10 protein-coding genes are annotated in these 15,058 nt (G+C 69.8%); 7 read left to right on the top strand and 3 right to left on the bottom strand.

Annotated features, from left to right (window positions below; translation table 11 throughout):
• Positions 1-125: 125 nt before the first annotated feature.
• Entirely contained in the window at positions 126-500 is a 375-nt protein-coding gene (locus ACFX43_RS06595; protein ID WP_160026448.1) for a DUF805 domain-containing protein, read from the top strand.
• A gap of 59 nt (positions 501-559) precedes the next feature.
• Positions 560-1,057 carry a PGPGW domain-containing protein gene (locus tag ACFX43_RS06590; protein ID WP_378818499.1) on the top strand — a complete coding sequence of 166 codons (498 nt, stop codon included), beginning with the start codon at positions 560-562 and terminating at the stop codon, positions 1,055-1,057.
• Between the two features lie 17 nt (positions 1,058-1,074).
• Here ACFX43_RS06590 and ACFX43_RS06585 read toward each other — a convergent pair whose 3' ends face one another.
• The 3 genes from ACFX43_RS06585 to ACFX43_RS06575 all read right to left on the bottom strand — a co-directional run bounded on the left by ACFX43_RS06585 (position 1,075) and on the right by ACFX43_RS06575 (position 4,904).
• Positions 1,075-2,964 carry a DUF5107 domain-containing protein gene (locus ACFX43_RS06585; RefSeq protein WP_378818496.1) on the bottom strand — a complete coding sequence of 630 codons (1,890 nt, stop codon included), beginning with the start codon at positions 2,962-2,964 and terminating at the stop codon, positions 1,075-1,077.
• A 110-nt stretch (positions 2,965-3,074) separates the two neighbouring features.
• Entirely contained in the window at positions 3,075-4,439 is a 1,365-nt protein-coding gene (locus ACFX43_RS06580; protein ID WP_378818493.1) for a hypothetical protein, read from the bottom strand.
• Between the two features lie 3 nt (positions 4,440-4,442).
• Positions 4,443-4,904 carry a hypothetical protein gene (locus ACFX43_RS06575; protein ID WP_378818490.1) on the bottom strand — a complete coding sequence of 154 codons (462 nt, stop codon included), beginning with the start codon at positions 4,902-4,904 and terminating at the stop codon, positions 4,443-4,445.
• A 162-nt stretch (positions 4,905-5,066) separates the two neighbouring features.
• On the opposite strand from ACFX43_RS06575, the gene ACFX43_RS06570 reads away from it, so the two are divergent.
• The 5 genes from ACFX43_RS06570 to ACFX43_RS06550 form a co-directional block, all read left to right on the top strand.
• Complete coding sequence (locus ACFX43_RS06570) at positions 5,067-5,609, top strand: hypothetical protein (protein ID WP_378818488.1); 543 nt, start codon at positions 5,067-5,069, stop codon at positions 5,607-5,609.
• A gap of 800 nt (positions 5,610-6,409) precedes the next feature.
• Positions 6,410-7,135 (top strand): hypothetical protein, encoded by a 726-nt coding sequence (locus ACFX43_RS06565; RefSeq protein WP_378818486.1) that lies wholly within the window; start codon positions 6,410-6,412, stop codon positions 7,133-7,135.
• Positions 7,136-7,183: 48 nt separating this feature from the next.
• Complete coding sequence (gene recC / locus ACFX43_RS06560; protein ID WP_378818483.1) at positions 7,184-10,576, top strand: exodeoxyribonuclease V subunit gamma; 3,393 nt, start codon at positions 7,184-7,186, stop codon at positions 10,574-10,576.
• Positions 10,576-13,863, top strand: coding sequence for a UvrD-helicase domain-containing protein (locus ACFX43_RS06555; RefSeq protein WP_378818480.1), 3,288 nt, complete (start codon positions 10,576-10,578; stop codon positions 13,861-13,863). Before recC ends, ACFX43_RS06555 begins: the two co-directional genes overlap by 1 nt.
• The coding region (locus ACFX43_RS06550; protein ID WP_378818478.1) for an AAA family ATPase at positions 13,860-15,058 on the top strand (1,199 nt) is incomplete at its 3' end. The genes ACFX43_RS06555 and ACFX43_RS06550, both read left to right, overlap by 4 nt.

The following is a 15,058-nucleotide window of genomic DNA, read 5'->3' as shown; positions in this document are numbered from 1 at the left end:
CACCCCGCCCCCGTTGTTTCCGTATGCGTCCGTTTCCTACGGCGAGATGAACTTTGTTCGTATCTGGAACAGATGCCCGGCCAGACATTTACGTAGCCGATGTCCCCCACCTAAGGTTCCTGCCCGTGACGATCCCCTTGAGCCAGCCGCTTCGTGCGGCCTCGATCACCGAGGCGTACGCGCGGTTCTGGAAGAAGTACGCGACATTCTCGGGTCGCGCCAGCCGCACCGAGCTGCTCTGGCCGATGCTCGTGAACCTTCTGATGCTCATCGTCCTCGTACTGGCGCGAGACGAGGTGGTGAGCCTCGTGATCGGTCTCTACGGGCTGGTGGCGTTCGTGCCGACCATCGCGCTCGGTGCGCGGCGGCTGCACGACATCAACCGCTCCGGGTGGTGGCAGCTGATCCTGGTCGTACCTGTGATCGGTGACATCGTCCTCGCAGTGCTCTGGTTGACCTTCCCGAGCCCCGAGGGCGTCAAGTACGACCTGGCCGCATGAGCGGTCGTAAGATTCCCCTAGTTGTTCTCGGGGTTGTCCCGGAATGGCAGGCTATTGGCATGAAGTCCCTCGCAGGAGCTGCAGCGAAGCGGCTCGCCTACGAGACCGTTGGGTGGCTGCTCGTGGTCGCCGGTATCGCCGCGATGGTGTTGCCGGGTCCAGGGCTGTTGATGCTCTTCGGTGGGCTGGCTGTGCTCTCTCGCCAGTACGCCTGGGCTCGCCGCTACGTCGAGCCGGTCCGCCTCCGCGCCCTTCGCGGGGCTGCCGAGGGGGTCGAGACCTGGCCGCGCATCGTGGCCTCGACCCTCGGGGCGCTCTCCATCGGTGCTGTCGGCGTCATCTTCCTGATCAACCCGCCTGCGCCCCACTGGTGGCCTCTCGAGGCCTCCTTCTGGCTCCTCGGCGGCGACTGGACCGGGGTCACGCTGTTGGGGTCGTGCATCATCGCCCTCGTCATCCTGGGCTACTCCTACCACCGCTTCCACGGCCACCCCGATGCTCGCCACCAGCTCGACGAGGACATCGAGCACACCGGCGAGATGAACAAGGTCGCCTGAACGTCGCCTGACGGTCGTCAGTCGGAGGTCATCCGGAAGTCGTACGCGGTCGGCACCGGCTCGCCGGGATGAACGGCGAGCCAGAGGGTGTCCAAGGCCGCCTCGCCCTCGCGGAGGTTGTCGACCACGATGCCCTCGTCGAGAAGTCTGCGAACCCGGTCGAGGTCGCTCAGGGCGAGCGCCGCTTGCGCGGTGCACAGTCGGATCCGACCATGCTCACGGTCCGCGTCGGCAAGGGCGGCGACCACTTCGAGCGCCTTCGCGGGGCGGCCGGAGGCGATCAGCGCCTGGAGGAGCTCGATGGTGAGCTCGCGCAGGTCGGGACGGAGTCGGTGGGCGTCGAGCAGGAGGTCCGCAGCAGGCGGGTCCGCCGGTTCGGCGAGGTGCGCGAGGGCGAGCAGGGCCCAGGGGTTGGGATGGTCGGCGACCGACTGCTCCAAGACTTCGCGCGCTCCGCGGCGGTCGTCGTCGGCCAGCAGGAGCAGGCCGAGGTGGTACCACGCGTGCCAGTCGTCGGCCGAGGCCTCCAGCAGCTCGCGCCAGTGCGCACCGAGGATCGGAGCCGCGGGTGGGTCGCTGATCGGCAGCCGGCCGCGCTGCAGCAGATCGAGCCAGGGCTGCTGATCTTCGCCGCAGGCCCCGAACGGACGCAGCGGGTCCGCCGGCACAGCGCCAGCCGCGACCTCGAGCGCGCCCCACCCGGACCCGTGGGCGAGCAGGTCTGCGGGCGGTGCGAAGCGTCCTGCCTCGCCGAGCGCCTCTTCCAGCTCGGCCCGTGGGACGAGTATCTCGACCGCCTCGTTCGCGGCCGCCCGAGCCGAGTCCCATGAGCCGTGCACCTGCTCGGGGTCGACCTCGAGCAGGCCGAACGCCTCGGCCCACTCCCAGGTCTCGCCGCCGGGCAGCGCGAGGTGCTCGAGCTGCGTACGTGCCAGACCGGCCTGGATCTCGATGTAGTCAGCGTCCGGCCCTGACAGCCACTCCTGCCACCGCTCCCCGCCCGCACCGGTGCCCCACTGGAAGAGCTTGCGGCCGACGAGTCGGTCGGTGGATGTCTGGACGAGCCCGCGACCATCGCCGTCGAGCGCGGCGATCCAGCGGCGCTCGTCGCTCGGGACGTCCATGAAGAAGTCGGCCGCCTGCGGGAACCTCGCCGGATAGCTCTGGTCGCCGCCCGCCGTGTGCGGAAAGTCGATCAGCCTCAGCTGCTCGGCGTAGTCGAAGTGGAAGGCCCGCTCGGCCGGCGCGACGACACGTACGTCCGGGCCCTGGGGCACCGCGATGTTCGTCCACCAGTAGACCGGTGTCGGGGTCGGTGCCGGGTTGTGGAGCGAGACGTGCACCAGCAGCACCGCCGAACCGGCGGGCAACCAGGCGTCGATCGTGACCACGACCCGCCGCATCCGCTCCAGCTCGTACATCCGCAGGACCGGTGTGCCGTCCGGCGCGGTCAGGCTCACGGCGTGCAGCGGGGAGCAGGTGAGTGGCCAGTGCCCGGTGGCCCCGAGGTTCCACTCCACCCCGCCGGCCAGCCAGGCGTCGCGCAGCGCCAGGTTGGCGGGCTGCAGGATGGGGTTGCGGTGCAGCAGCTCGCGGCCCGACGGCCGGTGCACCAGCGACCACAGCCGCCCGCCATAGCCGGGCAGGAACGTGGCCGTGAGCCGCTCGTTCTCCAGCACCAGGCTCGGCAGGTCGCGCATGTCGCGGCTGCGCGTGTAGGAGTCCTGGGCCGTGTACGGCAACAGCGTGCTCGGCCGGCCGTACTCGAGGTTGGCCGCCATGTCCGGATAGGGCGCGGCACCGGGTTCGAACCCCGGCCGTGGCACCCCGTGGAGCAACGGCAGCGGCCCGTCGGTCGGGTCCTCGGCGCCCTCGATCGAGAGCCAATCCGTCCTCAGCGTGGTCATCGCGACCATCCAACCAGGCTGGGGCCGCTGCCACCCGGACAATGCGAACCGCCGGCCTCTTCCACGGCTGTGGGCCGTGGAAGAGGCCGGCGATTCAGCGAGCGCTGTTCCTACGAGGGCTTGCGACCGTTCTTGTCGGCGTCGTCACCCTGGGGAGGGTTCGGAGTCCAGCCGCGGGCCGCGTTGGGATCCAGGACGTCGCTCGCAGTCTCGGTCCAGTCGTCGCTGTAGTCGGCCTGCCAGTCCTGGTCCTGGCCGTTCCTCTTCTCGTCCTTCTTGCCGCCACGGCCGCCGGCCCCGCCGGCTCCACCGCGTCCGCCACGGCTGCCCGCTCCCGTCGGACCTCCTCGGGCGCCACGCCCACCAGCGCCGCGGGCACCTGCTCCTGCGCCCGCGCCACGTGCGCCGGCTCCGCGTGCACCAGCGCCAGCCCCGGCACCCGCGCGGGCACCGGCAGCGCCGGCCCTGGCGGCTCCAGACCTCGACGTGGCGCTGGGTGTCGCTGCCTTCGCCGCCGCCCCGGACGCGAACTTGTTGGCAAGCGCCTTCGCCACACCAGCACTGAGCAGGGCCCCGCCACCAGCGATCGCCAGCGCGGCCATGCCGCCGCTTCCGCCGCCCATCGGCGCGAGGCCGTCAGCCGTCTCGACCATCGCGTACGACGTCGAGGGCGCGGGTGTGCCGTCCGCGTTGATCCACTGGGTGCCGTTCCACTCGGGCTTGTTCTCTGCCTCGTAGCCCGCGATATTCGCCTTCTCCTGAGCGATCAGCTCGTGGCCCCAGCCGTCGGGGTAGAGGGTGCCGGAGTTGTATTTCTCCATCCGTGCCTTGGAGGCTGCGATCTGGCTGTAGGAGCCAGGAGAGGACGGGGCGGTCGGGGCGCTACCGCGCTCCGCGTTGGGATCGTCGGTGATCTCGCGGACCGGGGGCTCAGCGGTGTAGTTGTCGTTGTCGACCACCTGGATCTGCTGGGCAGCCGCCGCCTCGGCGTCGGCGATTGCCTGCTCGCGGGCAGCGTGAGCGGCGCGGTCTTCTTGGAGTGCCTTCTGATTCTGGGCCGCCTGGACAGAGTCGATTCCGGTGCCGGTCTGCGCGTACTTTGCATCCGAGGGGTCGGGTGCAGGGCCGTGATTGGCGGGGAGGGATGCCTCGAGTTGGGCGTGCTTCTGCTTGGCGATGCGGGTCGTCGATTGTGCTGCGCTCAGTGCTTTGATCGCCGCGTCCAGTTGGTCAGCTTTGTGACTTAGCTTCTCGGCAGAGTCGGCGAACGCCTTCTTGGCAGCTTCAGTGGTCCGAGATGTTTCCTCGAACGCCTTGGGCACGTTGTTGGCTGCGAGGTCGAGGGATTGCGACACGCGCCGCAATACCCTCCTGGCCTGATCCCAGTCCCTCAGGCGAGTCTCGACCTCGTCGGGATCCGCCTTGGCGACGTACTCCTTGAGCACGGCCATCATCCCGCCCTTGACTGCAGACATCGGTCAGCCCTCCCGGTTCTGGCCGTACTCGGAGCGAGACGCGATCTCTTCAAGCGTCTCGCCAGATATCGGGAAGAACGGCAAAGGCAGATCAGGCAGATTCAGGCGGTCGTCCTTGGTCAAGTTTTCGAAGAACGGCTTGCTGATCAGGTCGGCTGCCGTGTCCAGTTTCTTAAGCGCCGCGGCTGAATCTGCGTCAGCGTCTTTGACCGCGCGCACAGCGGCATCGAGGCCATCGACGAAGTTGACGAGAGCCTCGTTGGTCTCTGAGAGAGTCGAGTTGATCCGGTCGGTCGCTCGGTTCATAAGCTTCTCAAGCCGACTCGCAGTGTCACTGCCTCCCAACGACGAGGCTGACGGCTTGTCGACGTGAACCTTGTAGAGCTCGTCTTTTGACTCCATGAGGACGCCCTTGATCCTGTTGACCATGGCCTCGTCGACCCCAGTGGATTTTGGTCCTGCCATGTCGGCCTCCCCCGAGTGTGTGCAAGCGGTGGGCAAAGTCTAGACACCTTCCCGCTGATCGTCACGGTCAATGACTACTGTGACGGAGCCACTATCCTCTCCGACATGACTGGATCTCGGACTCATCTGTCCCGACGCCTCGCCCTGACTGCCGTGTCGGTCGTGACCGGACTCGTGCTCTGCTCGTGTGGTGGCGGAACGGACGACCCGAACGAACCCGAGACGGCGTCTACCCCAGCTGCGCCCGCACCTTCTGAGTCTGAGACCACGCCCGGCTCCGAGCCCGTGACAGCCGAAGTCGACGGGGCTCAGCTCTCTGCTCCGGCTGGTTGGACCGTCGTGATGGAGGACGGGAATCCCGTGGTTGGGGCGCCCAAGGATGCCGATGGGTACTCGCCTGGCCGGGGGATTCTCGATGCGAACATGACCCTTGCCGCGGACACAGAGGAGCTTGCAGTTTCTGCACTCAAGGTCCTCAAAGGCTCCCAACCGGATGCCAAGCGTCTCCCGGATGTCAAGTACGCCGGAGTCACCTTCTACCACCTGCGCAGCGAGGACGACGTCAACTCGTATGACGAGTACGGCGCAGTCATCGGGGACTCCGAGGCAAGTGTGGCGTGGACCTTCATCAACGACTTTGCCAGCCGCGAGCAGGTGGACGAGATGATCAACCAGGTCATGTCTACCTTCAAGTTCGAGGGCTGATTGCGGCCTCGAAGTGTGACCTCATCTCGGTTCGAGCCCGCTGCCCGCCGCTTCGTCGGAATCGTTCTATCTGTTGTCGTCGCCATCGCTGTAGGTGCATGCGGCGGCTCCGGCGATGAACCGAGTGGAACAACCTCGTCGCCGACACCCGCTGAGTCTGCGACCGGGACCGAGTCGTCCGCAGCATCGCAACTAGGGGAGATACACGGCGCCACGCTCACAGCTCCGGCGGGGTGGGAGGTCGAGTTCGAGGACTCGAGTTACGTACTCAGTGCGCCAGATGACGACCATCCGACTGGTGTGGAAGTCTTCAACGCCGATGTCACCCTGGCTTCCGATGTGGACGAACTCGCAGAGGCGGCGCTATCACGCGTTGAGACGGCGTACCCGGATGGGAAGCGTCTCCTCCCTGACGTGAAGTGTGGCGGCAGCACCTTCTTCCACCTCTGCGGGACGAATGCCACTGAGAGGGTTCGACCATTACGGCACGGTGGTAGGCGACTCGGAGGTCGTGGTTGCATGGTCGTTCAACCCTGAGTGGGTCACTCGCGACGAAGCTGACGAGTTCATCAACCAGGTGATGCCGTCGTTCAAGTTCGAGGGCTGATCGAGGTAGTCCACAGAGACGGGGGACTGGTTCTCTGGGGCGAGGGTTTTCAGGCTCGGGTGACGATATCGGGTATCTGCATCCTCGGAACTACGGGAAAGGTACGGGTCCGGGATAGGTCCGAGGGTCAATACCGTGGCGCCGCGTCGGTCGCCGGCCGATGTGAAGCCATCTTCGACCGAAGGACCCGCACATGACCGTGAGATCATTCGACGCAATCATGGAGACAAGCCGGCATCGTCGGGTGGTGATCTTCGCGGCCGGATTGATCCTCGCACTCGTGGCGGTCGCGGCCCCGATGATCGGAGCACAGTCGGCTGAGGCGGCGACGACCTACTCCCGAAGCTTCACCACGAGCCAGTCCAAGACAGTCGCGAATCGATGTGTCCGAGTGACCCTGTCGGGCACGATGCTGTTCCAGCGGAAGGTTGCGGCGACCTACGGAATCTCCACGCTAGTGGTCTACGTCAATCGAAAGGTGACCAAGCCGCGTGTGCGTGTCTACACCTACGCTGGGCCGTGCACGTCCAAGAAGCCCAGACGGAGCATCGCCAAGCTCAGCGTGACCCAGCGATGGAGCGACCACTCCTGCAACGGCAACCTTTCGGTCTCGGTGGGATTTCCCTGGGGGGTGAGCGTCGGGGCCAGCCCGACGTGTGGCCAAGAGGAGCGGGCGCATCGTTCGGCGACCTATGGCCGAAGCTCGGCCTACGACCAGAAGAACACGGACACGACCATCCGCTACGCGAACAAGGGATCCATCACCCATAACCCTGCGGCGTTCACCAGGAATCTCCAGGGGGACGAGAGACGGATCAAGCTGTGCCAGTCGGCGGTGGTCTCGATGGTGATCTACCCGAGCGCCTCGTCGTCGGACTCGTGGTCACCGACGTTCAGGCCTTGCGTCAAGTACTGGTGACCTGACGGGTCCGTATCTGTGTCGGTGCGTCCCGATAGGTTGCGGTCTGTGGTCGTACATCTGCACCGCGCGCCGCGGACCGATCTGCTCGCCGACTCGCTCGGTGAGCTGTTGTCGGTGCCGTCGGGGGATCCGTTCGCGACGGAGGTCGTGGTGGTGCCGGCGCGGGGGGTGGAGCGGTGGTTGTCGCAGCGGCTCTCGCACCGGCTCGGGGCAGCGGATGGGCGGTCCGATGGGATCTGTGCGGGGGTCGACTTCCGCACGCCTTGGTCGCTGTTCGCCGAGATCGAGGGTACGGGGGATGAGGATCCCTGGGCGCCGGAGTCGCTGACCTGGCCGGTGCTGGCGGCGATCGACGCGTCGCTGGATGAGCCCTGGGCCAGGCCGCTTGCGCAGCACCTGGGGCACGGGGATACGACGGAGGAAGGCGTACGTCGGCGGGGGCGGCGGCTGGCGCTGGCCCGGCGGCTGGCGCGGTTGTTCGCTGCGTACGCGGACCAGCGGCCGGCGGTGGTCGCCGACTGGAGTGCGGGGCTGGACACGGACGGGCTCGGGGCGAAGATCGCCGAGGATCTGGCGTGGCAGCCGCCGTTGTGGCGGGCTGTTGCAGGGCTGGTCGGTGGGCCGACGCCGGTGGAGCGGCAGGCTGCGACGGTCGCGCGGTTGAGGGAGAAGCCGCGGGCGTTCGAGCTGCCGGAGCGGGTCTCGTTGTTCGGGCACACCCGGCTCTCGGCGACCGACATCGAGCTCGTCGCGGCGCTGGGGGAACACCGGGAAGTGCACCTGTGGCTGCCGCATCCCTCCGAGGCCCTGTGGGAGGCGCTCGCCGGGCTGGACGGAACGGTTGCGCGTACGGCGGACCGGTCGCACGACGAGGTCGGGCATCCGTTGCTGGCGACGCTGGGGCGGGATACGCGAGAGCTGCAGCGGGGGCTCGCGGGGCTCGCTTCTGAGAGCGACTGGGTTGGTTTCGACACGCCTTCGCCGAGCGGCTCCGGCGGCTCAACCAACGGGGTGCTGCTCTCGTGGTTGCAGGAGGACATTCGGGGCAACACAGTTGGCGAGAGCGGCGGACGGGTTCTCGAGCCCGGGGACCGCTCGATCCAGGTGCATGCCTGCCACGGCGAGGCGCGGCAGGTGGAGGTGCTGCGCGAGGTGCTGCTGGGGCTGCTCGAGGACGATCCGACGCTGGAGCCGCGGGACGTCCTGGTGATGTGCCCCGACATCGAGACCTTCGCGCCGTTGATCGAGGCCGGGTTCGGGCTGGGAGAGATGACCGGCGAGACCGGACACCCCGCTCACCGGCTGCGAGTGAAGCTGGCGGACCGGTCGTTGACGCGTACGAACCCGCTTCTGGACGTGGCCACCAGGCTGCTCGACCTCGCCGGCGGGCGAGCGGGGGTGAGCGACGTACTCGATCTCGCTCATCTCGATCCGGTGCGGCGCCGGTTCGGGCTCAACGACGACGCCCTGGAGCAGCTCGAGGACTGGGCCAAGGACGCCGGGATCAGGTGGGGCTTCGACGCGGAGCACCGCGAGCCCTTCGGGCTGGAGACGTACGTCGCCAACACCTGGCGCTTCGGGATGGACCGGATCCTCACCGGGGTCGCGATGTCCGAGGACTCGGCGACCTGGCTGGATACGACCCTGCCTCTCGACGATGTCGGCAGCGGGTCGGTCGAGCTGGCCGGGAAGTTCGCCGAGCTCGTCGATCGACTGCAAGACGTGACCGACGAGCTGGCCGGGGTGCACCCGCTGAGGCACTGGCTGAAGGTGATCGAGGAGGGCGTCGCCGCGCTGACGTCGGTCTCGACCAACGACGAATGGCAATCGGGCCAGGTGACACGGGAGCTGTCCCGGGTGCGGGACGCCGCCGCTGGGCAGGAGGTCGACGAGCTGCGACTGCCCGACGTGCGGGCGCTGTTGGGGGCGCGACTGGCCGGGCGGGCGACGCGTGCCAACTTCCGCACCGGCACTTTGACCGTCTCCACGCTGGTGCCGATGCGGTCGGTGCCCCATCGCGTCGTCTGCCTGCTCGGCATGGACGACGGGGTGTTCCCGAGGGTCGGGATCACCGATGGCGACGACCTGCTGGCCCGCGACCCGCAGACCGGGGAGCGCGACCTGCGCAGCGAGGACCGGCAGCTGTTCCTCGACGCGCTGCTGGCGGCGACCGAGACCCTGGTGGTGACCTACACGGGCGCCAACGAATACTCGGGCCAGCCACGGCCACCCGCGGTGCCGCTGGGGGAGCTGCTGGACACGCTGGACGCGACCGCCGTCTCCGCGGACGGCAGGCCGGTCAAGGAGGTCGTGACGACCAGGCACCCGCTGCAGCCGTTCGACCCGCGCAACCTGACGCCCGGGGCGCTGGTCGCCGGACACTCCTTCTCCTTCGACAAGGCCGCCGAGGCCGGTGCTCGCGCCGCGGTGTCCGACCGCGTCGAGCCGCCGGAGTTCCTGCCCGGCCCGCTGGCGCCTGCCGCAGCCGGCGACCTGACGCTCGAGGAGCTGCTGGCCTTCTACCGCGCGCCCGTGCGCGCCTTCTTCCGTGACCGGCTGGACCTCGCGCTGCCGCGTGATGACGACCCGCTCTCCGACGGTCTGCCGGTCGAGCTCGACGGGCTGGGGCAGTGGTCGGTGGGCGACCGGCTCCTCCACGACCTGCTCGCCGGGATGTCGGAGGAGCAGGCGGTCCAGCAGGAGTGGCGCCGCGGCGTACTGCCTCCGAAGTGGCTCGGCTGGCGCATCCTCACCGACGTGATCACCAAGGCGAAGCCGATCGCGGCCGAGGCGCTGCGGGTGCGGCAGGCGGGCATCTCCACCGGGCAGGCGCGGGCCGTCGACGTCGAGGTCGACCTCGGTGACGGACGCCGCCTGACCGGCACCGTCCCACAGGTCTACGGTGACCGGCTGGCTCCGGTGACGTACTCGCGCCTGGGCGCCAGGCAGCGGATCGAGTCGTGGGTGCAGCTGGTCGCGCTGGCCGCCTCCGACGAGGACCGGGCCTGGAGCGCGTGGACGCTGGGTCGTCCGGGCAACTCCCGGTCGCGTACGCCGTTCGGGCTCTCCCAGCTCGGACCGCTCGACCACACCGCGGTCGATGTGCTGCGTGACCTGGTGCGATTGCGCGATCGGGGGCTCGCCGCACCGCTGCCACTGCCGCTGAAGACCTCGCTCACCTACGCGCGCCAGCGGCGGACCCAGGCAGGGATCGACGACGCGCTCTACAAGGCCGGCTGGGAGTGGAACGACGGACGGTTCGAGGGCGAGGAGTCCGATGTGGAGCAGGTGAGGGCCTGGGGCAAGGGATCCGGGATCCCTGGTCTGGGTGACCCGCCGGAGGCCGGCGAGGAGTTCGACGGGGAGACGACCCGCTTCGGCGCGCTCGCGATGCGGGTCTGGTCGCCGTTGCTCACCGCCGAGCAGGGGAGCTGGTGATGGACGGATTCAACCTGACCGGTCCCCTCCCGACCGGCACCACCCTGATCGAGGCCTCGGCCGGCACCGGGAAGACCTTCACCATCGGCGCCCTGGTCACCCGCTACGTCGTCGAGGGCGAGGCGACCCTGGACGAGATCCTGGCGATCACCTTCGGCCGCGCCGCCTCCCAGGAGCTGCGCGACCGGGTGCGCTCCCATCTGGTCGAGACCGAGCGAGCCTTCGCGGCCGCCGTCGCCGGGCAGCGTCCGACCCCGCTCGACGCCCACCTCGAGCTGCTGCTGGACGTGTCAGACGACGAGATCCGGGTACGCCACGAGCGCGTGCGCGACGCGCTCGCCTCCTTCGACGGGGCCACGATCGCGACGACCCACCAGTTCTGCCAGCTCGTGCTGCGCTCGCTGGGGGTGGCGGGTGACACCGACGCCGGTGCCGAGCTGGTCGAGTCGCTCGACGAGCTGGTCGTGGAGGTCGTCGACGACCTCTACCTGAAGTGGTTCGGGGAGGCTCGGGAGCGACCGCCGTTCGACCGCGACGACGCGCTGGGACTGGCGCGCACCGCGGTCGAGGACCCGCAGTCGGTGCTGGCGCCGGCACCGGCCGAGGACCCGGTCGCGGGCGCACGGGTGCGGTTCGCCGAGGCGGTCCGGGACGAGGTCGACCGGCGCAAGCAGATGCGAGGCGTCCTGTCCTACGACGACCTGCTCTCCCGCCTCGCTGTCGCGCTCGAGGATCCGTCGGCACCAGCCCGGGCGCGGATGCGACAGCGGTGGCGGATCGTCCTGGTCGACGAGTTCCAGGACACCGACCCGGTGCAGTGGCAGGTGGTCTCCCGGGCCTTCGAGGGCCACGCCACGCTCGTGCTCATCGGTGACCCGAAGCAGGCGATCTACGCCTTCCGTGGCGGTGACGTCTTCACCTACCTGACCGCCGCCCGAGCGGCCGAGACGCAGGCGACGCTCGACACCAACTGGCGCAGCGACGCCCCGCTGGTCGAGCGGCTCCAGGTGGTCCTGCGAGGCGCGGCGTTGGGCTCCCCGGACATCGTCGTCCACGACGTGAAGGCCCATCACGCCGGCTCCCGGCTGGCCGGTGCCCCTCATCCGTCGCCGTTCCGGATCCGCCGGGTCGCCCGCCGCGGGTTCAAGCTCACCCGCGGCAAGATGATCACCGCCGGCGACGCGCGCGCCCACATCGCCCGCGACCTCGCCGGAGACATCGCCGAGCTGCTCGGCTCCGGGGCGACGTGGTGCGATGCCCCGGTCCAGGCAGGGGACGTCGCGGTCATCGTCGCGGTGCGCTCCCACGGGCTGCTCGTCCAACGCGTGCTGCAGGAGCACGGCATCCCGGCGGTGATGGCCGGTGGCGGTGACGTCTTCCTGACTCCCGCCGGCGAGGACTGGCTCGCGCTGCTGCAGGCGCTCGACTCACCCCACCGGACGCCGTTGGTGCGGGCGGCCGGGCTGAGCGTGTTCTTCGGTTACACCGCGACCGAGCTCGACGCGGGCGGCGAGGCGCTGACCTCGCGCATCGCCGACACGCTGCGCGGCTGGGCGCTGCTGCTGCGCGGCCGAGGCGTCGCCGCCCTGATCGAAGCGGCGGAGGAGCGCGGGCTCACCGCGCGCGTGCTGCGGCGCACCGACGGGGACCGGCTGCTCACCGACGTACGTCATCTGGGGCAGCTGCTCCACGACATCTCGGTGCGCGACTCGCTCGGACTGCCTGCGCTGCTCGCCTGGTTCCGTGACGAGCGGCGGCGTTCTGCCGCCGCCGAGCGGCCGCGGCGGCTCGACTCGGACGCCGCGGCGGTGCAGATCGTCACGGTGCACGGGTCCAAGGGGCTGCAGTATCCGATCGTCTACCTGCCCTTCGCCTACGACTTCTTCGTGCGCGACCCCGAGGTCGCCCGGTTCCACGACGCCTCGGGGCAGCGGACGATCGACGTCACCCGGACCGGCGCGCAGTGGGCCCAGCATCTGGCCAGACACCAGGCCGAGGAGCTGGGGGAGGAGCTTCGAGATCTGTACGTCGCGCTGACCCGGGCGCAGTCACAGGTCGTCGCATGGTGGGCGCCGACGGCCAACACGGCCACCGGCGGACTCCACCGGCTGCTATTCGGGCGAGGTCCTGGCCAAGCGACGGTTCCTGACAACATCGCTGTGCCGAGCGACGAGGACGCGGCAAGTCTGCTGAGCAATGTCGCGCGCCACGGCGGTCCGGCGGCCGAGGAAGCGGTGCCGGTCACGGCAGCGCCGACGGTGCGAGAAGCGCCGCCCGGCATGCTCGCCGCGCGGCCGTTCACCCAGGAGGTGGACGCGGAGTGGCGGCGTACCTCCTACTCGGGGCTCATCCGGGTCGACGAGGGCGTCGCGGCGACCTCGGAGCCGGAGGTCGAGGGGAAGGACGACGAGCCCATCGCCGAGGACGTCGATCTCGTCGAGACTCCCGCGGAGGAGGAGCACCTCTCGCCGATGGCCGAGCTGCCCAAGGGCGCCGGCTTCGGGTCGCTGGTCCACGCGGTCCTGGAGCACACCGACCCGGATGCCCCTGACCTGGGCGAAGAGGTGCTGACCAGGACCCGCGAGCAGCTGCGCTGGTGGCCGGTTCCGGCTTCGGCCGAGGACCTCGCGACCGGGATCCTGCCGCTCAACCTGACCCCGCTCGGCCCTCTGGCAGACGGGCTGACGCTGGCCGAGATCCCGCTGCGCGACCGGCTGCGCGAGCTCGACTTCGAGATCCCGCTCGGTGGCGGCGACGCTCGCGGGCCAGGGGCTCCCGACGTACGCCTCCGTGACCTCGCGCCGCTCCTGCGCGCTCACCTTCCGGCGGACGACCCGATGGTGACGTACGCCGACCGGTTGGAGGCTCCGCCGCTGGGGGACCAGTCGCTGCGGGGCTACCTGACCGGCTCTGTGGACGTGGTGCTGCGGCTGCCGAGCGGCCGGTTCGTGGTGGTCGACTACAAGACCAACTTCCTGGGCGTGGAGGCGATGGACTACACCCAGCCGAAGCTCGCCGAGGCGATGCTGCACTCCCACTACCCGCTGCAGGCGCTGCTCTACTCCGCGGTGGTGCACCGATTCCTGCGCTGGCGCCTGCCCGGATACGACCCCGACAAGCATCTCGGCGGCGTGCTCTATCTCTACGTGCGCGGGATGCTCGGCCCGGACACCCCCGTCGTCGACGGCATCCCGACCGGCGTCTTCACCTGGCAGCCGCCCGCGTCCCTCGCGGTCGCGCTGTCCGACCTGCTGGACGGAACTCTTCCGGATGGAGGGGCCTCATGATCGAGCGCTGGGAGTCCGAGGACCCCTTCGACGCACGCCTGGCCCGGTCAGCCACCGGCCTGCTCGCGTCGTTCAACCGCGAGGGCGTGCTGACCGCGGCCGACGTCCACGTCGCCACCCGAGCCGCCGCGCTCGCCGGAGAGGAGCGCGACGAGGTGCGACTGGCGGTGGCGCTGGCGGTCCGCGCGGTCCGGCACGGATCGGTCTGCGTCGACCTGGCCGCGCTGCGGGAGACCGAGGAGACGCTGCCGTGGCCGGCTGCTGCCGGCTGGCTGGAGGCGGTCGCCGACAGCCCGCTGGCGGCGCAGTCCCTGGTGCAGGTCGAGGACGGCCTGCTCTACCTGGACCGCTATCACCGCGAAGAGGGACAGGTACGCGACGACCTGCTCGTCCGGCTGGCCTCGCCGCGCCCCGTGGCCGACGAGGTCCTGCTCGAGGCGACCGCGGCCCGGCTCTTCCCGGGCGAGGGCTACGCCGAGCAACGTGCCGCCGCGCTCGCCGCCGCCCGGCAGTCGACGACGGTGCTCACCGGCGGTCCCGGCACCGGCAAGACGACGACCGTGGCCGGGCTGCTGGCGCTGCTCACCGAGCAGTCGTCGACCCCGTTGCGGGTCGCGCTGACCGCCCCGACGGGCAAGGCCGCCGCGCGGCTGCAGGAGGCTGTCGAGGGTGCCCAGCGGGCGTCGCAGTTCACCGCCGCCGACCGCGGCCGTCTCGCAGGTCTCACCGCGTCGACGCTCCACCGGCTGCTCGGCTGGCGACCCGGCTCGTCGACCCGGTTCAAGCACCACCGCACCAACCGGCTGCCGCACGACGTGATCGTCGTCGACGAGACGAGCATGGTCTCGCTGACGATGATGGCCCGGCTGCTCGAGGCCGTACGTCCCGAGGCGCGGCTGATCCTCGTCGGCGACCCCGACCAGCTCGCGAGCGTCGAGGCCGGGGCGGTGCTCTCCGACCTCGTCGCCGGACTCGCGGTGCGCTCGCCCGACGCCGTCGCCGCCCTCCGCATCACCCACCGCTTCGGTGGCGCGATCGGCGCCCTCGCCGAGGCGCTGCGGGTGGGCGACGCCGACGCGGCGCTCGGCGTGCTGAAGTCCGGCGATCCCGCGGTGGAGCTCGTCGACCCTGCCGACGAGACCCGGGTGGCCGAGGTCGAGCGCGGCCTGGTCGCTCACGCCGCGGCTCTTCACGA

Source organism: Nocardioides sp. YIM B13467, assembly GCF_042788075.1.
Lineage (GTDB): Bacteria > Actinomycetota > Actinomycetes > Propionibacteriales > Nocardioidaceae > Nocardioides.
This window is presented reverse-complemented; position numbering and strand designations above follow the sequence as displayed.